General features: G+C 71.4%; 19 protein-coding genes and 1 pseudogene. 10 read left to right on the forward strand and 10 right to left on the reverse strand.

What is annotated here, in order from left to right:
* Positions 1–23: 23 nt before the first annotated feature.
* Positions 24–197: pseudogene (locus MJQ72_RS45235) on the reverse strand (LuxR C-terminal-related transcriptional regulator); the annotation flags it as partial.
* A gap of 305 nt (positions 198–502) precedes the next feature.
* Here MJQ72_RS45235 and MJQ72_RS32575 point away from each other — a divergent pair.
* The gene (locus MJQ72_RS32575) at positions 503–709 is read left to right on the forward strand and encodes a CbtB-domain containing protein (RefSeq protein WP_034312940.1); all 207 of its coding nucleotides are present in this window, start codon (positions 503–505) and stop codon (positions 707–709) included.
* 15 nt (positions 710–724) lie between these two features.
* On the forward strand, positions 725–1,483 hold the full coding sequence (locus MJQ72_RS32580; protein WP_240594827.1) for a CbtA family protein: 759 nt from the start codon (positions 725–727) through the stop codon (positions 1,481–1,483).
* Positions 1,484–1,545: 62 nt separating this feature from the next.
* Here the strand turns inward: MJQ72_RS32580 and MJQ72_RS32585 are convergent, their stop codons facing one another.
* Both MJQ72_RS32585 and MJQ72_RS32590 read right to left on the reverse strand, forming a co-directional pair.
* Positions 1,546–3,006 (reverse strand): cobyric acid synthase, encoded by a 1,461-nt coding sequence (locus tag MJQ72_RS32585; RefSeq protein ID WP_240594828.1) that lies wholly within the window; start codon positions 3,004–3,006, stop codon positions 1,546–1,548.
* On the reverse strand, positions 3,003–3,935 hold the full coding sequence (locus MJQ72_RS32590; RefSeq protein ID WP_240594829.1) for a cobalamin biosynthesis protein: 933 nt from the start codon (positions 3,933–3,935) through the stop codon (positions 3,003–3,005). The genes MJQ72_RS32585 and MJQ72_RS32590 overlap by 4 nt, the downstream gene beginning before the upstream one ends.
* A 36-nt stretch (positions 3,936–3,971) precedes the next feature.
* Here MJQ72_RS32590 and MJQ72_RS32595 point away from each other — a divergent pair, with 36 nt between their 5' ends.
* From MJQ72_RS32595 to MJQ72_RS32605, 3 genes are read left to right on the forward strand one after another with little or no spacing between them, the layout of a single operon-like run.
* The gene (locus MJQ72_RS32595) at positions 3,972–4,577 is read left to right on the forward strand and encodes a bifunctional adenosylcobinamide kinase/adenosylcobinamide-phosphate guanylyltransferase (protein WP_240594830.1); all 606 of its coding nucleotides are present in this window, start codon (positions 3,972–3,974) and stop codon (positions 4,575–4,577) included.
* Between the two features lie 11 nt (positions 4,578–4,588).
* Positions 4,589–5,608: a nicotinate-nucleotide--dimethylbenzimidazole phosphoribosyltransferase gene (cobT, locus tag MJQ72_RS32600; RefSeq protein ID WP_240594831.1), complete on the forward strand. Its 1,020-nt coding sequence runs from the start codon at positions 4,589–4,591 to the stop codon at positions 5,606–5,608.
* Positions 5,605–6,351: an adenosylcobinamide-GDP ribazoletransferase gene (locus MJQ72_RS32605; protein ID WP_240594832.1), complete on the forward strand. Its 747-nt coding sequence runs from the start codon at positions 5,605–5,607 to the stop codon at positions 6,349–6,351. Before cobT ends, MJQ72_RS32605 begins: the two co-directional genes overlap by 4 nt.
* Here the strand turns inward: MJQ72_RS32605 and MJQ72_RS32610 are convergent.
* The 6 genes from MJQ72_RS32610 to MJQ72_RS32635 all read right to left on the reverse strand — a co-directional run bounded on the left by MJQ72_RS32610 (position 6,264) and on the right by MJQ72_RS32635 (position 12,494).
* Entirely contained in the window at positions 6,264–6,959 is a 696-nt protein-coding gene (locus tag MJQ72_RS32610; RefSeq protein WP_240594833.1) for a hypothetical protein, read from the reverse strand. The genes MJQ72_RS32605 and MJQ72_RS32610 overlap by 88 nt on opposite strands.
* Positions 6,960–7,074: 115 nt before the next feature.
* Positions 7,075–7,503 carry a hypothetical protein gene (locus MJQ72_RS32615; protein WP_240594834.1) on the reverse strand — a complete coding sequence of 143 codons (429 nt, stop codon included), beginning with the start codon at positions 7,501–7,503 and terminating at the stop codon, positions 7,075–7,077.
* Positions 7,504–7,545: 42 nt separating this feature from the next.
* Positions 7,546–8,592, reverse strand: coding sequence for an Rv2231c family pyridoxal phosphate-dependent protein CobC (gene cobC / locus MJQ72_RS32620; protein WP_240594836.1), 1,047 nt, complete (start codon positions 8,590–8,592; stop codon positions 7,546–7,548).
* On the reverse strand, positions 8,585–9,919 hold the full coding sequence (locus MJQ72_RS32625) for a cobyrinate a,c-diamide synthase (RefSeq protein WP_240594837.1): 1,335 nt from the start codon (positions 9,917–9,919) through the stop codon (positions 8,585–8,587). Before MJQ72_RS32625 ends, cobC begins: the two co-directional genes overlap by 8 nt.
* Positions 9,913–10,527, reverse strand: coding sequence for a cob(I)yrinic acid a,c-diamide adenosyltransferase (gene cobO, locus MJQ72_RS32630; RefSeq protein ID WP_240594838.1), 615 nt, complete (start codon positions 10,525–10,527; stop codon positions 9,913–9,915). Before cobO ends, MJQ72_RS32625 begins: the two co-directional genes overlap by 7 nt.
* On the reverse strand, positions 10,527–12,494 hold the full coding sequence (locus tag MJQ72_RS32635) for a putative cobaltochelatase (protein ID WP_240594839.1): 1,968 nt from the start codon (positions 12,492–12,494) through the stop codon (positions 10,527–10,529). Before MJQ72_RS32635 ends, cobO begins: the two co-directional genes overlap by 1 nt.
* Before the next feature lie 61 nt (positions 12,495–12,555).
* On the opposite strand from MJQ72_RS32635, the gene cbiE reads away from it, so the two are divergent.
* The 5 genes from cbiE to MJQ72_RS32660 are packed head-to-tail and all read left to right on the forward strand — an operon-like array spanning position 12,556 to position 19,323.
* The gene (gene cbiE, locus MJQ72_RS32640; RefSeq protein WP_240594840.1) at positions 12,556–13,695 is read left to right on the forward strand and encodes a precorrin-6y C5,15-methyltransferase (decarboxylating) subunit CbiE; all 1,140 of its coding nucleotides are present in this window, start codon (positions 12,556–12,558) and stop codon (positions 13,693–13,695) included.
* Positions 13,692–14,453: a precorrin-4 C(11)-methyltransferase gene (gene cobM / locus MJQ72_RS32645; protein WP_240594841.1), complete on the forward strand. Its 762-nt coding sequence runs from the start codon at positions 13,692–13,694 to the stop codon at positions 14,451–14,453. Before cbiE ends, cobM begins: the two co-directional genes overlap by 4 nt.
* Positions 14,450–15,445, forward strand: a complete 996-nt coding sequence (locus MJQ72_RS32650; protein WP_240594843.1) for a Gfo/Idh/MocA family protein — start codon at positions 14,450–14,452, stop codon at positions 15,443–15,445. The genes cobM and MJQ72_RS32650 overlap by 4 nt, the downstream gene beginning before the upstream one ends.
* Positions 15,442–16,185: a cobalt-precorrin-6A reductase gene (locus tag MJQ72_RS32655; protein WP_240594844.1), complete on the forward strand. Its 744-nt coding sequence runs from the start codon at positions 15,442–15,444 to the stop codon at positions 16,183–16,185. Before MJQ72_RS32650 ends, MJQ72_RS32655 begins: the two co-directional genes overlap by 4 nt.
* Before the next feature lie 33 nt (positions 16,186–16,218).
* Positions 16,219–19,323 carry an arabinosyltransferase domain-containing protein gene (locus MJQ72_RS32660; RefSeq protein WP_240594846.1) on the forward strand — a complete coding sequence of 1,035 codons (3,105 nt, stop codon included), beginning with the start codon at positions 16,219–16,221 and terminating at the stop codon, positions 19,321–19,323.
* A 58-nt stretch (positions 19,324–19,381) separates the two neighbouring features.
* On the opposite strand, the gene helR is transcribed toward MJQ72_RS32660, so the two are convergent.
* Positions 19,382–21,559 carry an RNA polymerase recycling motor ATPase HelR gene (gene helR / locus MJQ72_RS32665; RefSeq protein WP_240594847.1) on the reverse strand — a complete coding sequence of 726 codons (2,178 nt, stop codon included), beginning with the start codon at positions 21,557–21,559 and terminating at the stop codon, positions 19,382–19,384.
* Positions 21,560–21,708 lie beyond the last annotated feature (149 nt).

Genomic DNA, 21,708 nt, shown 5'->3' on the forward strand with positions numbered 1-21,708 from the left:
TGGGGAGCAGGTGTGTCTTCGCTGATGAACAGCCGCTTCGCCGTCTCGCGGTTCGTCGAACCTTGGGCGATCAGCTCCAAGACCTCCGGTTCCCGCTGCGAGAGCGGTCCCGAGGCAGGCTGCCGCGTCCACCGCGGTGTGGTCGCCGTAGCGCTTGACCAGGCCGTTCGCCTCGATGATTGCCATACGAAGACCATCCCGCGCGGTGGGGGTCCGCCGAATCAACCGCGTGGCCATGATCGCGGCTGACTTCGGGGGAGCCGCCATCAACCGATCGGCGGATGCCCGCTGCCCGGTAACGGGCCTGCGCCGATCGGGTTCCGTCACATTGACCGGACGCTTCACCGCGACCTACGCTCGACCGGCCAGACGACGGCACCCGGAACGCGGTGAGAATCCGCGCGGTCGCGCCACTGTGACTCCGAGCCATCGGGGAAGCCAGACCCGGAGCCGTCGTGACACCCCTGAAGAGGCCGCGCTAGCCCGAGGAGGTCCCACCGCCATGTCCGAAGCGGTAGCCGCAGTACCCGTCCCCGTCCGGATCCCCGTCCGCGAGATCCTGCCCTGGGCGGTGCTCGTCATCCTCCTTTCGTTGATCACGCTGTATTTCGTCAGCGCCGAGCAGGGCGCGGTGTCGGTGTTCGCGAATTCGTACGTCCACGAGTTCGTCCACGACGGCCGGCACCTGCTGGCCTTCCCCTGCCACTAGGGCGGCACGCGCCCCATGATGAGGACCTTGCTGGTCCGCGGCATGCTCGCGGGCCTGGTCGCCGGTGTCCTGGCGACCCTTTTCGCCTATTTCTTCGGTGAGCCTTCGGTCGACACCGCCATCGGTCTCGAAGGCACCGCCGCGCATTCGCACAGCGCGCCCGGTGCCCACGAGCACGCTCCCGCGGAGGCCGAGGAAGAAGAGCTCGTCACCCGTGGCGTGCAGAGCACCGTCGGCCTGTTGACGGGTGTCGGCCTGTACGGCGTGGCCGTCGGCGGGCTGTTCTCGCTCGCGTTCGCCTTCACCTACGGCCGCCTCGGCACGCTGCGGCCCCGGGTGACCGCGGCGCTGCTCGCGGGTGGCTCGTTCGTGGTCGTGTTCCTGGTGCCGTTCCTGAAGTACCCGGGGAATCCGCCCGCGGTCGGCCAGGCGGGCACGATCGGGAGCCGGACTTCGCTGTACTTCGGTTTCGTCGCGCTTTCGCTGCTGGTCGGCATCCTCGCCGCGGCGTTCGGGCGGAAGCTGGCCGACCGGCTCGGCGCCTGGCGCGGCGGTCTGATCGCCGCCGGCGGGTACGTCGTGCTGATCGCGGTGGCGGCGGCGCTGCTGCCGTCGATCGACGAGGTTCCCGACGGGTTCCCCGGTTCCACGCTGTGGACCTTCCGGCTCGCGTCGGTCGGCACGCAGGTGGTGCTCTGGACGGCGCTCGGCCTGACCTTCGGCGCGTTGGCCGAGAAGGCGTTGAAGCACAAGGCGGTCGTTCAGGCCGCCTAGCGTTTCGTCCTCTGAATGCGGTAGTTGCACGCGCAAGGACCGCGTTCAGAGGACGAAACGCGTCAGGGGACGCCGGGCGGCACGAACGGCAGAGAGCCGTCGGGACCGTTCTCGATGAGACGCAGGAGCCGGGCGGTGTCGACGTGCTCTTCGACGGCGTCGGCGAGCCTGTCGAGCATGGCCTCCCGCAGCGCGCCGAACCCTGGCGCCCCGGCGGCCGGTGACCAGTCCGCCACCTCGCCGAGCCAGGCGCGCCGGAAGCCGTCGTTCTCGAAGGCCCCGTGCCACATCGTGCCCCACACCGCGCCCCGCCGATATCCGTCCAAAAAGGACTCGGCGGGGCCGGTGGCGGTCACGGTGCCGTGGTGGATCTCGTACGCCTCCACGGCCTGTCCGCGCCACGAACCCGTCGGCCGGGCCAGCACCTTGTCGGCACTGAACGAGACGCGGGTCGGCAGCAGCCCGAGACCGGGCACCGTTCCGGCGCCGGATTCGACGTCGTCCTCGATCTCGGCGGCCAGCATCTGATAGCCGCCGCAGATCCCCAGCACCGGACGTCCCGCCTCGGCCCGCGCGCGCACGGCGTCCGCCAGGCCACGCGCCCGCAGCCACGCCAGATCGTCCACGGTCGCGCGGGAACCGGGCAGGATCACCACATCGGCGGAACGGACCGTGTCTGGATCGGCGGTCAGCGCGACCGAGACCCCGGGTTCGGCGGCGAGCGCGTCGACGTCGGTCGCGTTGGAGGCGCGCGGGAAACGCACGACGGCGATCCGCAAGGACCCTCCGGAAGCGCCCCAGCCCGCGGCGGCCAGCGCGTCCTCCGAGTCGATCCACACCTGGTCGAGCCAGGGCAGCACACCGAAGACCTCGCGACCGGTGAGCTTCTCCAGCGTCTCCAGCCCCGGCCGCAGCAGGCCCACGTCACCGCGGAACTTGTTGACCAGCCAACCCGAGACCAGCGCCTGGTCTTCGCCGGACAGCAGGGCGAGGGTGCCGAACATCGCGGCCATGACGCCGCCGCGGTCGATGTCGCCGACGACGACCACGGGCAAGCCGAAGCGCCGAGCCAGCCCCATGTTGACGTAGTCGCCTCCGCGCAGGTTGATCTCGGCCGGGCTGCCCGCGCCTTCGCACAGCACGACGTCGAAACGCTTTCGCAGCGAAGAGAACGTGTCGAAGGCGATCTCCGCGAGCCCGGCCCGTCCCGTCGCGTACTCCCCCGCTTCCAGCGTGCCGAACGGTTTCCCGAGCGCGACGACATGGCTGCGCCGATCGCTCCCCGGTTTCAGCAGCACCGGGTTCATCGCGGCTTCGGGTTCGACGCGGGCCGCCCGCGCCTGAAGCCATTGCGCGCGGCCGATCTCGGCGCCGTCCGCGCACACCATCGAGTTGTTCGACATGTTCTGGGACTTGAACGGCGCGACCCGCACGCCCCGGCGCGCGAGCCAGCGGCACAACGCGGCGGTGACCAGGCTCTTGCCCGCGTCCGACGTCGTCCCCGCGACGAGCAGGCCGCTCACCGCGCGACCGCCACCGCGACGGCGAGCGCGGCGAGCCCGACCGCCCTCGACAGCCGGACCGCGCGGCGCACGTCCACCGGTTCCGGCTCGCGGCCGTCGCCGAGGACGCCGCGGCGTTCGGTGCGGCCGCCGTAGCTGTTCGTCCCGCCCAGCCTGATTCCGAGCGCGCCCGCGAAGGCGGCCTCGACCTGACCCGCGTTGGGACTCGGATGGTGCTTCCCGTCGCGGCGCCAGATCCGGAACGCGGGTTTGGCGAAGCCGCCCGCCAGCGGCGCCGACGCCACGGTGAGCGCCGCGCCGACCCGGGACGGCACCAGATTCGCCAGGTCGTCCGTCCGCGCCGACGCCCAGCCGAAGTTGGCGTACTTCGGCGATCGGTAGCCGACCATCGCGTCGAGCGTGTTGAGCGCGCGGTAACCCAGCAGCCCGGGTATCCCGGCGACCGCGCCCCACAGCAGCGGCGCGACGACCGCGTCGGAGGTGTTCTCGGCGATGGACTCGGTGGTCGCGCGGGCGAGCTGTTCGGTGTCGAGGCCGGTGGCGTCGCGGGCGCACAGATGCGAAAGCCGCTTCCGGGCGCCGGGCAGGTCGCCGTCGTCGAGCAGATGGGCCATGCGCGTGCCCTCGGCCGCGAGCCCCTTGCCGCCCAGGACCACCCAGGTGGACGCCGCGGTGAGCGCGAACCGCGCGAACGGGCGCTTCCTGGTGATGAACTGGGCCGCGACCCCCAATCCGGTGACGGTGCCCGCGCAGACCGCGGTGTACGCGGCGCCCCGCACCTTCGAATCGGCGTAAATCCGCTGTTCGAGGGCTTGCGCGGCGCGGCCGAAGCCCGCGACAGGATGCCTCTTCCGTGGATCTCCGAACACGGCGTCGGCGACGTAACCGGTCACGAGCCCGGCTGCGGTGGCGGCTTGTCGGAGTGGCACGTGGCGAACGGTAGCGCGTGCACGAGAATGCGGGGTATGACCAAGCTGACGCATCGCCTCGCGAGGGTTCTGGAGACCCTCGCGCGGGCACTTCGCCGCTATTCGCGCGACGACGGCAAGGTGCTGATACTGGGCGGCGTCCGCTCTGGGAAGTCACACCACGCCGAGCGGCTCGCGTCCCGTCACCCGCACCTGACCTACGTCGCGCCCGGGCTGCCGCCGAGCGCCGAAGATCCCGAATGGGCCGCCAGGGTGGCCGCGCACCGCGCGCGGCGGCCGGGCCACTGGAAGACGGTCGAGACCACCGACCTGGCCACGGTGCTGCGCACGGCGACGCATCCGCTGCTCATCGACTGCCTCGGCACGTGGATCAGCCGGGTGCTCGACGAGGTCGGCGCCTGGGAGCAGCGCACCGGCTGGGAGCGGCGGCTCGACGACCGGCTGGAGGATTTCCTGGCGGCGTGGGCGCAGGCCGACGTGCCGGTGATCGCGGTCAGCAACGAGGTCGGCAGCGGTGTGGTGCCCGCGACGGTGTCCGGACGCGTGTTCCGTGATGTGCTGGGCGCGCTGAACAACCGGGTGTCCGCGGTGTCCGACCGGACCGTGCTGGTCGTCGCCGGACGGATGCTCGACCTGCCTTAGGGAGCCTGCCCATGCCTTTCGCCATCCCCGCCCCGGACGCCGCCGCCGAAGCCGCCGCACGCGCCAGACTGGACGGACTGGTCAAGCCGCTCGGTTCCCTCGGACGGCTCGAAGATCTGGCCGCCTGGCTGAGCGCGGCGCACGGAGCCGTCCCGCCGCGGCCGCTCGACGACGTCCGGGTGGTCGTCTTCGCCGGGGACCACGGGGTCTCCGGGATGTCGGCGTATCCGCGCGAGGTCACCGCGGCGATGGTCCGGGTGTTCCTCGCCGGGAAGAGCGGCGTCAGCGTGCTGGCCGGGCTGGCCGGGGCGAAGGTGCGGGTGCTGGACATCGCCGTGGACTGGGACGGAGCGGACGTGCCCGCCGAGGTCACCGCGCACAAGGTCCGGCGGGGGTCCGGCGCGATCGACGTCGAGGACGCGCTGTCCGAGGGCGAGGCGCGGACGGCGTTCGAGCACGGGCTGGCGATCGCGGACGAGGAGATCGACGGCGGCGCGGATCTGCTCATCCCGGGTGACATGGGGATCGGCAACACGACGGTCTGCGCGGCCGTGGTCGCCTCGCTGCTCGGCCTTTTCCCGGAAGACGTCGTCGGTACGGGCACCGGGATCGACGAGGAGCGGCGGGAACGGAAGCTCGCGGTCGTCGAAGCCGCGTTGATCAGGTCCGGTGCGGTGAAGGACCCCTTCACGTTGCTGACCGCGCTCGGCAGCGCTTGTCTCGCCGCGACGGCGGGCTTTCTCGTGCAGGCGGCGGTTCGCGGGGTTCCGGTGCTGCTCGACGGCGTGTTCTCCGGGGCCGCGGCGGTGGTCGCCCGCGAGATCGCGCCGGGCGCCGAGCGGTGGTGGCTGGCCGGGCACCGGTCGACCGAGCCGTCGCAGGCGTACGCGTTGAAGGCGCTCGACCTGGAGCCGATCCTCGACCTCGGGCTGCGGCTCGGCGAAGGCAGTGGCGCCGTGCAGGCGGTGCCGACGCTGAGGGCGGCACGGGCGATCCTCGCGGACATGGGCCTGCTGGCGGATCTGGCTTGATCGCCGACGCGCTGAAGATGGCCGTCGGCACCCTGACCACCGTCCGGGTGCCGGCACCGGGAGTGATCGACCGGCGGGTGGCGGGCGGCGCGATGGTGCTCGGCCCGCCGGCCGCCGTGCCGCTCGCGGCCGTCGCCGCGGTGATCGTCTTCGTGGGCGAGCTGATCGGCCTGCCCGCGTTCGCGTCGGCGGCGCTCGCGTTGGGCGCGGTGGCGCTCGGCAGCCGCGGGCTGCATCTGGACGGGCTCGCCGACACCGCCGACGGGCTCGGCGCGTCGTACGACCGGGCTCGGGCGCTGGAGGTCATGCGGCGCGGCGATTCCGGGCCGACCGGGATCGCGACCCTGGTGCTGGTGCTGCTCGTCCAGGCCGGCGCGCTGGCCGGGGCGATCTCGGCCGGGCACGGGATCGCGGCGGCCGCCGTCGCGGTCGTCGCCGGACGCGGGGTGCTCTCGCTGTGCTGTGCGCGCGGTGTCCCGTCGGCCCGGCCGGAAGGGCTGGGCGCGACCGTCGCCGGTTCGGTGCCGGTGTGGGCGGCGGCCGCGGTTTTCGCCGTACTGGCGGGCGCGGCGGCGCTGGTGTTGCCGTGGTGGCAAGGGCCGGTCGCGGTGGCGCTGGGCTATCTGGCCGCGTCGGCGCTGCTGGCGCGGTGCGTTCAGCGGCTGGGCGGGATCACCGGGGACGTGCTCGGGGGCTGCGTGGAGGTCGCCGTCGCGGGGATCTTGCTGGCTTTGTCGTTCTGAGGAACCGCGAGTTTCTCGTCGATCTCCGGCAGCCAGAAGCACAGTTCGAAGGTCTTCATCCCGGCCCAGAGGCCGAGCTTCCGGCCCTGTGAGACCAAAGTGAGCGACGAGAACAGCAGCAGCACCGCGACGACGGCGGCGACGAACGGGTGCTTGCCCGCGAAGATGTCCACGATCGCGGCGATGGCGCCGAACAGCAGTGGCGGCGCGCAGTTGCGCACCATGAGCCCGGACGCGCGCAGCCGCGTGACATCGGCCGCGACCTCCTTGTCGTGCAGTTGCAGCGCGCACAGCAGGAGATGCGGGTTCTCCTTCAGGAACGGGCGGTCCTTCGCGGCGGGCATCCGGCGGACGAAATCCTGGGCCGCGTCCCGGTTCCGCCTGCGCGGCACGATCCGCTCCAGCGCCTCCCCGAGCGGATAGGCCAGATAACCCAGCAGGAAGCTCAGCACCACGATCACGACGACCAGCACCACCGTCGGCACACCGCCGACGCTCGCCGCCGTCAGGATGTGGAGCTTCGCCCCGAGGTAGCCGAAGAACGCGACGTACAGCGCGCCGGGGATGGTGTAGGCGAAGAGATCGAAGACGCCGATCACGAAGTTCACTCGCCCATCCAACCATCCGGAGCGGGCCGGGCCGGACACTTTGTGTCGCGAAAGCCGCTTCGGGGACGTCTTGTGTCCCGAAAGTGGCTTTCGCGACCTGAGCCGAAGCTCCGGGCTACTCCTGGAACGAGTACTTCGAGGAGCAGCCGATCTCCTGGTTGTTGTTCCAGCCGCACGCCCGCCAGTAGACCTTCTCGTTGTTCGGGACGTTCCCGATGTCGATCTTCTTGGTCTCGCCGCCGTAGGCGTGGGCCGTGTAGGTCTTGCCCTTCCAGTAGACGCGCAGTTCGATCGACAGCCCGTCGCCCCAGTTGTCCTGGACGTAGAAGTTGTCGATGTCGTCGCCGTGGTCGCTGTCGCGGTAGTCGTTCCATTCGACCCAGCCGTACGTGGCCACCGGACTCGAGATCTTCGTCCGGTATCCGTCGGGTGTGTCCCCGGCGCGTTCGTCCGCGACGGCGGTGCCCGGAACGGCGAGCCCCACCGCGGCGATGACGCCCGCTCCGGTGACGACGCGTTTCATCATCTTCCCCATGGCACGCATAAGTTTCCCCTCCTGCTTCGAATCGGGATGCAGTGCCTGGGACTATTCGCCCTCGCGGTCCTCCGGGCCACGCCTTTGCGCTGGAGCGAAAACAGCCAGCGCGGCCAGGAACCGATCCACCGTCTCCCGGTCCCGCACCGCGATCCGCAGGTACCGGGCGTCCAGACCCGGGAAGGTGTCCCCTCGCCGGACGGCGAAACCGTTCTCCCGCAACCGTTCCCGGACGCCGTCGGCACCCGGGAGCCGTACGAGCACGAAAGGCCCCCGAGGCTCCCCGAGCACCTCGACACCCAGCGCGGTCAGGCCGGAAACCAGGTACTCCCGGTCCGCTTCCGCCGCCACGGCCAGCTTCTCGGCTTCCTCCAGCGCCGCCGGGCGGCAACACGCCTCCACGGCGACGGCGGCCAGTGACGACACCGACCACGGGGGCTGCACCGCGCGCAGACTGTCCACAACGGACTCGTCCGCCAGCACGTATCCCGCGCGCAGCCCGGCGATCCCCCACGTCTTCGTCAGGCTGCGGAGAACGGCGAAACCCGGTCGCCCCGCGAGGCTTTCGGTCTCGCCGGGGACGGCGTCGAGGAAGGCCTCGTCGACGACGACCAGCCGATCCGGGCGGCCCAGCGCGAGCAGGTCCGCGGCCGGATGCAGCACGGAGGTCGGATTCGTGGGGTTCCCGACGAAGACCAGATCGGCTTCTTCCGGCACGTCGCGCAGCCGGAAGCCGTCGTCCGGCGACAACACCACCCGGTGCACGGCGTGGCCTGCCGCGCGCAGGGCGGCTTCGGGTTCGGTGAACTGCGGGTGCACGACCACCGCATACGACGGGCGCAACGCCGTGGCCAGCAACGTGAAGGCCTCGGCGGCGCCGGAGGTCACCAAGACCCGGGACTCGGGCAGTGAGTGCCGGGCGGCGACCGCGGCCGTGGCGGCGGTGACGTCCGGGTAGGCGGCGAGGTCGTCGAGGGCCGCCGCCAGTTCGGCGCGCAGCCACGCGGGCGGCGCAGGCAGGCGGACGTTGACCGCCAGATCGACGAGACCTTCGCCGACCTCGCGATCGCCGTGGTGCCAGAGATCGTAGTCAGCCATGGGCGTGCACCGCGGCGGCGAACCGCTCGGCGAGTTCGGGATAGCCCGCCCAGTGGACGTGCAGATACGACGCGTGCAGTGACGCCGAAGCGAACCCGTCGGGAGTGCGGTCCCAGCCCCAGGCCGGGGTCGGGCCGCTGCCGGGTTCGACGATCGTACGGTGGAATTCGTGCCCGGTGACCCGTTGCCCGGCGACCGCGAGCACACTGTCGGCGGGCGAGAAAGCCTTGCGGTACCCGAGTTTTCCGCGTTTCGTCATGGTGGCCGACGCGTCGAGGACGCCGGTCATCGGCAGCCCGTCGATGTCCTGGCACAGGTACAGCAGCCCCGCGCATTCGGCCACGACGGGCATTCCGTCGCCGACGGCCCGCGCGATCGCCGTCCGCAGCGGGAGATTCGCCGACAGCTCCTCGGCGTGCACCTCGGGGAACCCGCCGCCGAAGTACAGCCCGGCGCAGCCTTCGGGAAGTTCCTTGTCCTGCAACGGATCCACGTCGACGACGTCGACACCGGCGGCGGCGAGCAGTTCGACGGCCTCGGTGTAGCGGAAGGTGAACGCCGGACCGGCCGCGGCGGCGACGACCGACCGCCGCCCCTCATACGAGAACGGAGGCCGCCAGGGCTCCCCCGAAAGCCGCGAAGCCGACCGCGCGACCTGCACGATCGCGCCGAGGTCCACCCCTTCGCTGATCCACGCGGCCAACTCAGGCAGCAGGCGTTCGGACTCGCTCGCCCGTTCCGCCGCCGGGACCAGGCCGAGGTGACGGCTGGGCGCGTGGATCTCTTCGTTGCGGTACAACGTGCCCAGCAGCGGGACGCCGGTCGCTTCCAGCGCGGTGACGATCTCGTCCGCGTGCCGTTGCGAGCCCAGCTTGTTGAGGATGACCCCGGCGAGCCGCACGCGGGTGTCGTACTGCGCGAACCCGAGCACGGTCGCGGCGACACTGCGCGACGCGGCCGACGCGTCCACGACGAGCACCACCGGCGCGTCCAGCAATCGGGCGACGTGCGCGGTCGACGCGTAGCCCTCGGTGCCGAGCGCCCCGTCGAACAGGCCCATCACGCCTTCGATCACCGCGATGTCGGCACCGGCGGAACCGTGCCGCAGCAACGGGATCAGCCGGTCCTCGCCCTGGAGGAACGGGTCGAGGTTGCGCGGGGGACGCCCGGTGGCGAGCGCGTGGTAGCTCGGGTCGATGAAGTCGGGACCGACCTTGTGCCCGGAGACCTTCAGCCCCCGCGCGCGCAACGCCGCCATCAGGCCCGCGGCGATCGTGGTCTTGCCGTGCCCGGAGCCGGGCGCGGCGATGACCACGCGGTTCACCATTCGATCCCTCGCTGGCCCTTTTGCCCGGCGTCCATCGGATGCTTCACCTTCGTCATCTCGGTGACCAGGTCCGCCGCCTCGATCAGCTCCGGCGGCGCGTACCGGCCGGTGATCACCACGTGCTGATGGCCGGGGCGTTCACTCAGGGTCGAGACGACGTCGTCGACTTCGAGCCAGCCCCATTTGAGCAGGTAGCTGAACTCGTCGAGGACGTAGAAGTCGTGGGTTTCGGCGGCGAGACGGCGTTTGATCTCGGCCCAGCCCTCACGGGCGTTGGCGGCGTGATCCTCTTCGGAACCGGATTTGCGCGCCCAGCTCCAGCCTTCGCCCATCTTGTGCCACTCGACGGCGCCGCCCTGGCCGGTGTCCTCGTGCAGCTTGCCCAGCGCGCGGAACGCGGCTTCCTCGCCGACGCGCCACTTCGCCGATTTGACGAACTGGAACACGCCGATCGACCAGCCCTGGTTCCACGCGCGCAGCGCCATCCCGAACGCGGCCGTGGACTTGCCCTTCATCTCGCCGGTGTGCACGGCGAGCAGCGGGCGGTTGCGCCGCTGGCGGGTGGTGAGGCCGTCGTTCGGCACGGTTTCCGGTTTGCCCTGTGGCATTACGCCGCCTTTCCGGAGATATGCGCGCGGACGGCGCCCGCGAGGGTGTCGGCGGCGACCTCGGCGACCGGAACGTGTTCCGCGCCAAGGTGTTCCGCCAGTTCGGCGGCGAGCCCGAGCCGCATCTTCCCGCTCTCGCAGTCCATCACGATCGAGGTGACGTTCCCGGCCAGCAGCCCGGCCGCCTGCCGTGCGCGCTGGACGGCGTCGGCACCGCTGGTCGCGCGACCGTCGGTGACGACGACGAGCAGCGGGCGCCGCAACGGATCACGGACCGCTTCGATCCGCAGCACCCTTGCCGCTTCGAGGAGTCCTTCGGCCAGCGGCGTGCGGCCGCCGGTCGCGAGACCGTCCAAACGGGACGCCGCGGCGTCGACGCTGATCGTCGGCGGGAGCGCGAGTTCGGCGCCCGAGGCGCGGAAGGTCACCAGGCCCACCTTGTCCCGGCGCTGGTACGCGTCGAGCAGCAGCGACAGCACGGCGGTCTTGACCTCGCGCATCCGCTGGCGCGCGCCCATCGAGCCGGACGCGTCGACGCAGAACAGCACCAGGTTGCCCTCGCGCCCTTCCCGCCGCGCGAACCGGAGATCCTGGGGCCGCACCACGAGCCCGGCGCCGCTGCGGCCGCGCGAACGCTGATGCGGCGCGGCCGCCCGCACGGTCGCGAGCAGATGCGGATGCCCGTCCTTGGTCCCGGCGGGCTGGACGCCGATGGTCCGGCCGTTGTCGGTGATCGCCCGCGACCGCCGTCCGGCCGCGCCCTCGCCGGTGCCCTTCACCTCGAAACGCCTGGCGCGGAAGGCTTCCCCTGCGCCGACCGGCTTCTGGTCGCCGCCGCTCTTGCCGCCGCCCGACGGCTCCTGCGCGCCGTCCTCCGACGGCGGCGGGCCTGAGGTTTCGCCGCCCTCCGGCGGAGTCCCCGAGCCGGGGCCGTCGTCGTCGGGACCGGGGCCTTCGGGTTCGGCGTCCTGCAACGCCTGTTCCAGCTGCTCCTCGGAGATCCCGGGCGCGTCGAAGGGATTGCGGCGACGGCGGTGCGGCAGCGCGAGCCGGGCCGCGACCCGGACGTCGTCGGTGGTCACCTCGGTGCGCCCGGCCCAGGCGGCGTGCGCGACCGCGGTCCGCGCGGTCACGATGTCCGCGCGCATCCCGTCGACCTCGAAGGACGCGCAGACCTCGGCGATCTGCCGCAGCGCGTCGTCCGGCAGTTTCACCGACGGCAGAAGTCGTTGTGCCGCCTCGATGTCCGCGGCGAGTGCGGCGTCGGCCGCGGCGTACTGGCCGGCGAATCCGTCCGGATCCGCCTCGTAGGCGAGCCGCCGCCGGACGACCTCGACCCGCAGTTCGGGATCCCGGCTGGACGCGACCTCGACGGTGAGCCCGAAGCGATCCAGCAGCTGCGGCCGCAGCTCGCCTTCCTCGGGGTTCATCGTGCCGATCAGGACGAACCGGGCCGCGTGCGACACCGAAACACCCTCGCGCTCGACGGTCGCGCGGCCCATGGCGGCGGCGTCGAGCAGCGTGTCGACCAGGTGGTCGTGCAGGAGGTTGACCTCGTCCACGTACAGCAGCCCGCGATGCGCGGCCGCGAGCAGACCGGGCTGGAAATCGGTGACGCCGTCCGCGAGCGCGCGTTCCAGGTTCAGCGAGCCGATCACGCGGTCTTCGGCCGCGCCGACCGGCAGCTCCACCAGACGCGCGGGACGGCGGTGCGCGGGCGGGCCTTCGGCGTGCGGCCCGTCGGGGCAGGCCGGATCGGGCTCGACGGGGTCGCAGGAGAACCGGCACGCGTCCACGACGTCGACGCCGGGCAGCAGACCGGCCAGCGCGCGCACCATCGTCGACTTCGCCGTGCCCTTCTCCCCGCGCACCAGCACCCCGCCGACGGCGGGCGAGATGGAGGAAAGCACCAGCGCCAGGCGCAGATCCGGCATCCCCACAACGGCGGTGAACGGGTACGGCTTCACAGCACTCCCTCATCCTCGGCGACCTCCGGCCGATCATCGCATAGGAAAAGCGTCGTCTAGCGTGACCGAGGTGCGCGAAAAATCACCCCTGACCGTGGTCGGCATCGGGGCCGACGGCTGGCCCGGCCTGTCCTCGCAGGCCAGGGAGGCGTTGCTCGGCGCGGACGTGGTCGTGGGCTCGCCACGTCAGCTCGCGTACCTGCCTGCCGGGATGAAATCCGAGCCCTGGCCGAGCCCGCTGCTGCCCGCGCTGGACGGCTTCCTCGCCGAACGGGAGGGCCGCGTCTGCGTGCTGGCCAGCGGCGATCCCCTGCTGTCCGGCATCGGCACGACCCTGATCCAGCGCGGCTACGACGTCGAGGTCCTGCCCGCCCTCTCCTCGGTGACGCTCGCCCGCGCGCGGCTCGGCTGGCCGGCGGAGGAGACCGAGGTGGTCACCGTCGTCGGCCGCGCGATCGGCAGGGTGAGCCGCGTACTGGCGCCCGGAAGGAAGATCCTCGTCCTCGGCGCGAACGCCGAAGACCTGCTCGACCTGCTCAAAACCCGCGGTTACGGCAAAAGCCGCGTCACCGCGCTGTCCGACCTCGGCGGCCCCGACGAGCGAGTGGGCCCCGGCTCGCTGACCGTGTTCGCCATCGAGGCCGACGGGCCCGCGCTGCCGCTGACCGGGCTGCCGGACGACGCCTTCGAGCACGACGGCCAGCTCACCAAACGCGACCTCCGCGCGTCCGCGCTGGCCAGGCTCGCGCCGTCGCCCGGCGAACTGCTGTGGGACGTCGGCGCGGGCGCGGGCAGCGTCGGGATCGAGTGGTCCCGCGCGCATCCGCTGAACCGGGCGATCGCGATCGAGCGGTCGCCGGAGCGGGCCGCCCGGATCACCCGGAACGCGCACGCGCTCGGCGTCCCGGAACTCGATGTGGTGATCGGTCCCGCGCCGGAAGCACTCGAAGGGCTGGCCACCCCACAAGCGATCTTCCTCGGCGGCGGGCTGACCGTGCCGGGTGTCCTGGACGCCTGCCTGGCGACCGGTGCGCGGATCGTCGCGCACGGCGTGACCCTCGAATCCGAACAGGCACTGGCCCGCGCGTACGGCGAACACGGCGGGGAGCTGATCCGCGTCGCCGTCGAACAGGCGGCGCCGCTCGGCGGATTCACCGGCTGGACCCCGGCGCGGGCCGTGACACAGTGGAGCAAACCTTGACAGTGCACTTCATCGGCGCCGGTCCCGGCGCGGCCGACCTCATCACCGTACGAGGCCGGGACCTGCTCGGCCGCTGCCAAACCTGCCTGTACCCCGGCAGCATGACGCCGACAGCGCTTTTGGAGTACTGCCCTCCGGAGGCGGTGCTCGTCGACACCGCGAACCTCGACCTGCCCGCGATCGTCGAGCGCATGGTCGAAGCCGACGGGAAGGGCCACGAGATCGCGCGGCTGTGCTCGGGCGATCCGTCGATCTACAGCGCGGTCGCCGAGCAGATGCGCCGCCTTGACGCGGCAGCCGTTCCGTACGACGTCACGCCGGGCGTGCCCGCGTTCGCCGCCGCTGCCGCGCTGCTCAACCGCGAACTGACCGTGCCCGAAGTCGGCCAAAGCCTGGTCATCACCCGCGCTCAAGCCCGGTCCACGGCCATGCCGCCGGGGGAAACGCTGGCGAACTTCGCGCGCACCGGCACCACGCTCGCGCTGCATCTCGCGATCAACCGCATCGAGCAAGTGGTCGACGAATTGCGGCCGTTCTATCGCGAAGACTGCCCGGCGGCGGTGGTGGCGCTGGCCAGTCAGCCCGGTGAGCAGGTGCTGCGCGGCACGCTCGGCACCATCGCCGCTCAGTCCCGCGAGGCTGGGATCAGCCGCGCGGCGATGATCTTCGTCGGGGAAGTCCTTGCCGCGGAAGGGTTTCCCGACAGCTTCCTGTATTCGGCCACCCGTGATCGCGCGAGCCAACCGGAGTCGCTGTGAAAAACCTACGCTGGGGCCTGCTGGCCGCCGGGACCATCGCCGCCGAGTTCGCCGCGGGCGTCGAGGAGAGCAAACACGGCGTGCTCGAAGCCGTCGCCGCACGCTCCGGTGACCGGGCGGCCGAGTTCGCGAGCCGCTTCGAGATCCCGAAATGCTACGGCGCCTACGAGGATCTGCTCGCCGATCCGGACGTCGACGCGATCTACATCTCGACGCCGCATCCGCTGCACGGCGAATGGGCGATCCGCGCGGCCGAAGCGGGCAAGCACATCCTGTGCGAGAAACCGTTGACGATGTCCGCCGCCGAAGCCGAGAAGGTCATCGACGCCGCCCGCGCGAACGACGTCTTCCTCATGGAGGCGTTCATGTACCGGCTGCATCCGCAGATCCGGCGGCTGGCCGAGCTGATCTCGTGCGGCGCCATCGGCGAGGTCCGCGCGGTGGACGTCGCCTTCAGCTACAACTTCGCCGTCCCCCGGCTCACCGATCCCGCGCTGGGCGGCGGCGGGATCTTCGACGTCGGCTGCTACTGCACGTCGCTCGCGCGGCTGGTCTCGCAGGCGGCGACCGGGCAGGACGTCGTCGAGCCCGAAGAGGTGCTCGGGATGGCGAGGCTCGACGAGAACGGCGTCGACGAGGTCGCGTTCGGGCTGCTGCGGCTCCCCGGCGGGATCCTCGCGCAGCTGGCCTGCGGTTTCCAGCTGACGCAGGACGACCACATCCGCGTGTACGGCTCGGAAGGGCAGCTGTACGTGCCGAAACCGGCGTGGATCCACGAAATGCGCAAGCCCAAGACGTCGCAAATCGTGCTCACACCGGAAGGCGGCGAGCCCGAGGTGATCGAAGTCGAAGCGACACAAGGCCTTTTCGCCCGCGAAGCCGACCACGTCGCCGCGCATCTCGACGACCGGCAGGCACCCGAGCTCACCTGGGCGGAAACCCTCGCGAACCTGCGCACGCTGGAACGGTGGCGCGAGGCCGTGACTCGATGACCCTGCTGATCCTGGGCGGCACCGGCGAAGCACGCGAGCTCGCGAAGGAACTGGTGGCGCGCGGTGAGCACGTCGTGTCGTCGCTCGCGGGACGCGTCGCGCGGCCGAAGCTGCCCGAGGGCGAAGTCCGCGTCGGCGGCTTCGGTGGCCCGGAAGGGCTCGCGCGCTGGCTCACCGAGAACGACGTCGACGCGGTGATCGACGCCACGCATCCCTTCGCCGAACGCATCGGTGCCAACGCGGCCATCGCGGCTCGGGAAACGGGAACGCCGCTGCTCAGGCTCGCCAGGCCTGGCTGGACCGCACAGCCCGGCGACATCTGGCACTGGGCCGACGACCTCGGCCACGCCGCGCGGCTCCTTCCGGCGCTCGGCGAACGCGTGTTCCTCACCAGCGGACGGCAAGGGCTCGCCGCCTTCGCCGGGCTGGATCTCTGGTTCCTGATCCGGTGCGTCGACCCGCCCGAGGCGCCGCTCCCCCGCCGTCACGAGATCCTCCTGGACCGGGGGCCGTACACGGCGGAGAAGGAACGCGCGCTCATGGAGCGGCACGGCGTCGAGGTCCTCGTCACCAAGGACAGCGGTGGCGCGATGACCGCGGCGAAGCTCACCGCGGCGCGCGGGCTCGGCCTCCCGGTGGTCGTCGTCCGGCGGCCGGCGCGGCCGGAAACGGCCAGCGTAACGACAGTTCAGGACGCCATAACCTGGTTGAGCGGCACGGCGAAGGGCAGCCCTGCGTAAGCCGTTCGGACCAGACCCGTTAGCGTTGCGCCGATGCGTTTGATCGCTGTCACGCTGGGGTTGCTGTCCGCCTTGTGCGCATTGGCTTTCCCCTTCCTGCCGGTGGTGCAGGACACAGCGGAGGTCGTCTGGCCAACGGGCGGCGACACCCGCTCCGTCAACGCGCCCTTGACCGGGTACTGGGCGCAGGACCTGCGCGTCGACCTGCCGTGCACGACCGTCCGCTCGCTGGACGCGCGTTCGCAGGGCCAGGCGCTGCTGTTCTCCACCGTGCCCGACGGCCGCACCGACCCGCGCGCGGGCAAGGGCGTCGGCCTGCAGCTGCGCATCGACAACGGCGTGCTGCTGGCCTCCAGCCAGGGGCAGCAGATCGTGCAGCAGCCGCTGCCGGAAAAGAACTGCGACGTCAAGCTCCGCGCGGACGCGAACCAGATGACGCTGACCGTCGCCGAGACCGTGGTATTCCACGCCGAGGGCGACGTCCGGCCGCGGCTGGTCGGAATCTACTCGTCGATCAACGCGGGCAAGGACCCGATCGCCGGCCTGCACGTCTCGGTCGTCCCGGACACCCGCTACCAGACCTCGCCGACGGTGTGGAAGTGGATCATCGGCGTCATCGCGGCGCTGTCGTTCATCGGCTGCCTGATCGCGGTGTGGCGGATGGACTCCGGGTTCGCCCGCCGCGCGCCACGCTGGGCGCCGGTCGGCTGGTGGCGGCTGACCGCCCGCGACGCGACGGTGATCGTCGCGCTCGGCGCGTGGGTGTTCATCGGCCCGGTCACCTCGGACGACGGCTACATCCTCACGATGTCGAGAGTGGCCGAAGAGACCGGCTACCTCACGAACTACCACCGCTGGTTCGGCGTCGCCGAAGCGCCGTTCGGCTGGTTCTACCACGTGTATCAGCTGATGGCGCACGTCAGCACAGTGCCGCCGTGGATCCGGCTCCCGTCGTTCGTGCTCGGCGTGCTGAGCTGGCTGCTGATCAGCCGCGAAGTCATGCCGCGCCTGGGCACCCAGGTCCGCACGAGCCGCGCCGCCGGCTGGGCCGCCGCCGCGGTGTTCCTGGTCTGGTGGATGCCGTTCAACAACGGGGTCCGGCCGGAACCGGTCGCCGCGCTGGGCTCGCTGCTGGCGATCTGCGCCGTCGAGCGCGCGCTGGTGACCCGCCGCCTGCTGCCGTTGTGCCTCGGGCTGACCGCGGCCGGGTTCACCCTGGCCGCGACGCCGACCGGGCTGATCGCGGTCGCGCCGTTCCTGGTCGCCGCGCGCCCGCTGTACAAACTGGTGCGGCAGCGCGCCGAGAACGGCTGGCTGCCGGTGCTCGCGCCGGTGCTGGCCGCCGGGCTCTTGGTGCTGGTCGTGGTGTTCGCCGACCAGACCTTCGCCACCGTGCAGGAGGCGACCCGGATCCGCACCCTGGTCGGCCCGAACCTGTCGTGGTTCCAGGAGCTCGCGCGCTACCAGCTGCTGTTCGAAAGCCTGCCGGACGGCTCCGTGCCACGCCGGTTCCCCGTCCTGCTGGTGCTGCTGTGCACCGGGACCTGCCTGGTGGTGCTGCTGCGCCGCGGCCGGATCCCCGGCGCCGCGCTCGGCCCCAGCCGCCGCCTGATCGGCACGGTCGCGCTGTTCTTCCTGCTGCTGGCGCTGACCCCGACCAAGTGGACGCACCACTTCGGCGCGTTCGCCGCGGTCGGCGCGGCGATGGCGGCGTTGACCGCGCTGGCGACCAGTTCGACGGTGCTGCGGTCACGGCGTAACCGGGCGGCGTTCCTCGCCGGGCTGCTCGTGGTCGGCGCGCTGGCCGCGACCGGGCCCAACTCGTACTGGTTCGTCTCGAAACTCGGCGTGCAGTGGACGGCGGTGGCGCCGTCGATCGGCGGGATCCCGCTGTCGACGATCCTGCTGATCGCGGCCGCGATCTCCGGGGTGTACGCGTTCGTCGAGAACGTCCGCGCGCACCGGCCCGGCCTGCAGGCGGGGCCGCAGGAAGGGCGGAGCCGGTCGCTGCGGCTCGGTTCGCTCTCGCTGGTGGTCGTCTGCGGCCTGATGGCCACGGGCGAGTTCGTCAGCATGGCCTGGGCGATCCACAACCAGTCCGGGTCCTACAGCCTCGGCGCCGCGAACTTCGGGCATCTGTTCGGCAAGAGCTGCAACCTCTCCGACCACGTGATGGTGGAACGGGACGCCGCGACCAGCATCCTGCGGGCCCAGCCCGAACAGCGGACGGTCCCGGTGAAGAAGGAGGAGCCGCCCGCCGGGCAGACCCCACCGCCGCTGCCCGATCCCGAACAGGACAACGGCCGCGTGCAGACCGGGTTCCACACCCGCGCGATCGACGACAAGGACCCGCTCGCGGAACCGCCCCACGGCTTCAAACCCGACGAAGTCCCGATGTGGAGCAGCTTCCTCGACCCCGAAACGCGAGCAGGGCGGCTGCGCAGCGACTGGTACGCCCTCTCCGAAAAGCCCGCCGACGGCCAGATCGTGGTCGCCACCGCGGGCGCGGCCCGGCGGCCGACGTCGGTCAGCCTCGACTACGGCGTGAACACCAGCGAGGGCGTGAAGGTCGTCCGCAGCCAGTTCGTGCTGCCGCCCGGCGCCGGGACCAACGGCTGGAACGACACCCGGATCAACCTGCGCGACCTCCCCGCCGAGACGACGTCCGTGCGGATCAACATCGTCGACAACGACCTCACCGAGGACGGCTGGATCGCCGCTTCCGCGCCCCGCGTGCCGACGTTCACCACGCTGACCGAGAAGATCGCGGGCAAGCCGGTGTACGTCGACTGGCCCGCGTCGTTCGTCTACCCGTGCGTGCAGCCGGTGACCTCGCACGACGGCATCTCGAAGATGCCCGAGTACCGGATCACCGCCGGCGCCGTCGCCGACGAGGCGAACTGGGCGTCCAGCACCAACGGCGGCCCGATCGGCTGGCTCGAAGAGGTCGCGGCCGAACCCGAGGTGCCCAGCTACCTGATCGGCCAGCCGAGCCAGTCCTGGGGCCAGCTGCTGCAGGTCGAACCGTTCACCGAGGGGATCGCGCCGACGATCGTCCACGGCGAGAAGGTCGTCCCCGGCTGGTGGTCGCCCGGTCCCGGCCCGCGGCAGCCGAACGGCAAGGACCCGACCCGCTGAGTGGGCTGAAAGCGTCCTTCACCGCATCAGACGCGGTGAAGGACGCTTTCGTCGCGTCTCATGCGGGGAAAGCGTCCTTCAGCGCCTCCGGAAGCGGGCCCTCGTGCAGGACGCCGAGACGCTGCGTAGCGCGCGTGAGCGCGACGTAGAGCTCAGCGGCACCGCGCGGGCCATCGGCCAGGATACGTTCGGGGTCCACGACGAGGACGGCGTCGTACTCGAGCCCCTTCGTCTCCGACGCGGGCACGGTGCCCGGCACCCCGGGCGGTCCGATCACGACACTGGTGCCTTCGCGCCCGGCCTCGTCCTTGACGAACTCCTCGATGGCACCGGCCAGCGAATCCGCGTCGACCTTCCGCGCCCACGGCCGGACCCCGTTGGACCGCACCGATTCCGGCGCCCGCACCTCGGGCGCGAACTCGGCGAGCACCGACGCCGCGACGGCCATGATCTCCGCCGGGGTGCGGTAGTTCACCGTCAGCGAGCGGTAGACCCAGCGGCCCGGCACGTACGGCTTCAGCATCGCGTCCCACGAGCGCGCCCCGGCCTCGGACCGGCGCTGCGCCAGATCGCCGACGACGGTGAACGACCGGTTGGGGCAGCGCCGCATCAGCACCCGCCAGTCCATTTCGGACAGTTCCTGCGCCTCGTCGACCACGACGTGCCGGTACGTCCAGTCCCGGTCCGCCGAGGCACGCTCGACGAGGCTGCGCGTGTCGGCCTCGACGAACCGGTCGGCGAGCTCGTCGGCGAAGAGCAGGTTCTCCGCCGACAGCATGATGTCCTCGTCCATCTCCTCGCGGTCGAGTTTCATCGTGTCGAACACGCCTTCGGCGTACTCGGCCTCGGCCTTCTTCTCCCGCGCGAGCGCCATCTCGGCGGCCTTGTCCTCCGCCTTGTCACGGCCGAGCAGGTCGACGAGTTCGTCGAGCAACGGCATGTCCGACACCGTCCAGGCCTCGCCGTCGGCGCGCAGGAGCGCCTGGTCGGCCCCCGCGGCGCGAAGCCGCTCCGGGGACGAGAGCAGCGACCCCAGCAGGCTCTCGGGCGTCAGGATCGGCCAGAGTTCGTCGAGCGCGGCGGTGAACGTCTCGCTCTCCGCCAGTTCCTTCAGCAGGTCCTTCCGCAGCCGCTCCCATTCGTCACGGTCGTCCCGGCTGAGCCAGCCGCGCCCGATCCGCGCGATCGCCCGCTCGGTCAGCACGTAGGTGACGATGTCGGTGAACGTCCCGCGCGCCTCGTTGTGCGGCAGGCCGCTCTTGCGCGCCTCGTCCCTGGCCCATTCCGCGGTGTCGGCGTCGATCCGCACGGTGACGTCGGCCAGGTCGATCAGCACCGGCTCCCCGGGCAGCCGCTGCCGGTCGGCGACGGCGGCCTTGAGGACGTCCAGCATCTTCAGCGAACCCTTGAGCCGCGTGGCCTCCGGCCCGTCCTCGGCGGTGACGTGCTTGCCGGGCACGAAATCGCCGGTGGTCATGAACACCACGTCGGTCTCGCCCAGTGACGGCAGGACGCGGCCGATGTGGTGCAGGAACGCCGGATTCGGCCCGACCACGAGCACCCCGTGCCGCTCCATCCGCTCGCGCTGCGTGTAGAGCAGATACGCGACGCGGTGCAGCGCGACGACGGTCTTCCCGGTCCCCGGCCCGCCCTCGATCACCAGCACCCCGGGATGCTCGTGCCGGATGATCTCGTCCTGTTCGGACTGGATCGTCGCGACGATGTCGCGCATCCCCTCGCCACGCGGCGCGTTGACGGCCGCGAGCAGCGCCGCGTCCCCCTCCGCGTCGCCGCCGGGGCGGCCGAACACCTCGTCGGTGAACCCGAGCAGCTCACGGCCGTGCGTGTGGAACTGACGGCGACGGCGCATCTTCTCCGGCGTCGCCGCGGTCGCGGTGTAGAACGGGCGCGCCACCGGCGCCCGCCAGTCGAGCAGCACCGGTTCGTAGTCGTTCTCCTCGTCGAAGAGACCGATGCGGCCGATGTGGGCGGTCTCCCCCGCGAGACTGTCCAGCCTGCCGAAGCACAGCCCGTTGTCGACGACGTCCAGCCGCCGCGACTCCCTGGCCAGCGCGCGCACCTCGACATCACGCTCCATGGCCGTCCCGCCGGTCCCGCCCAGCGCGGCCTGGTACTCCCCCTTCACACGCGCGCGTTCGGCGTCCAGGCGCGTGTAGAGCCCGGCGACGTACTCGCGTTCGGACCGGAGCTCTTCTTCATGACCCTGAGTTGACACAGACTCCCATTTCGCCAGGTTTCGGCTACGGCGAGTGAGTCTGAGGCATCACCGGGGTCTTGTGGCAAGTCCCCCCATGCGCTATATGTTTATTACGGAGGGAGTTACTCCGTCTCTTTCTTCGGCCCCGTCGGGCCAGCTGTCCACGC

Origin of the sequence: Amycolatopsis sp. EV170708-02-1, assembly GCF_022479115.1 — a bacterium.
In the GTDB taxonomy this organism is placed as follows: Bacteria; Actinomycetota; Actinomycetes; order Mycobacteriales; family Pseudonocardiaceae; genus Amycolatopsis.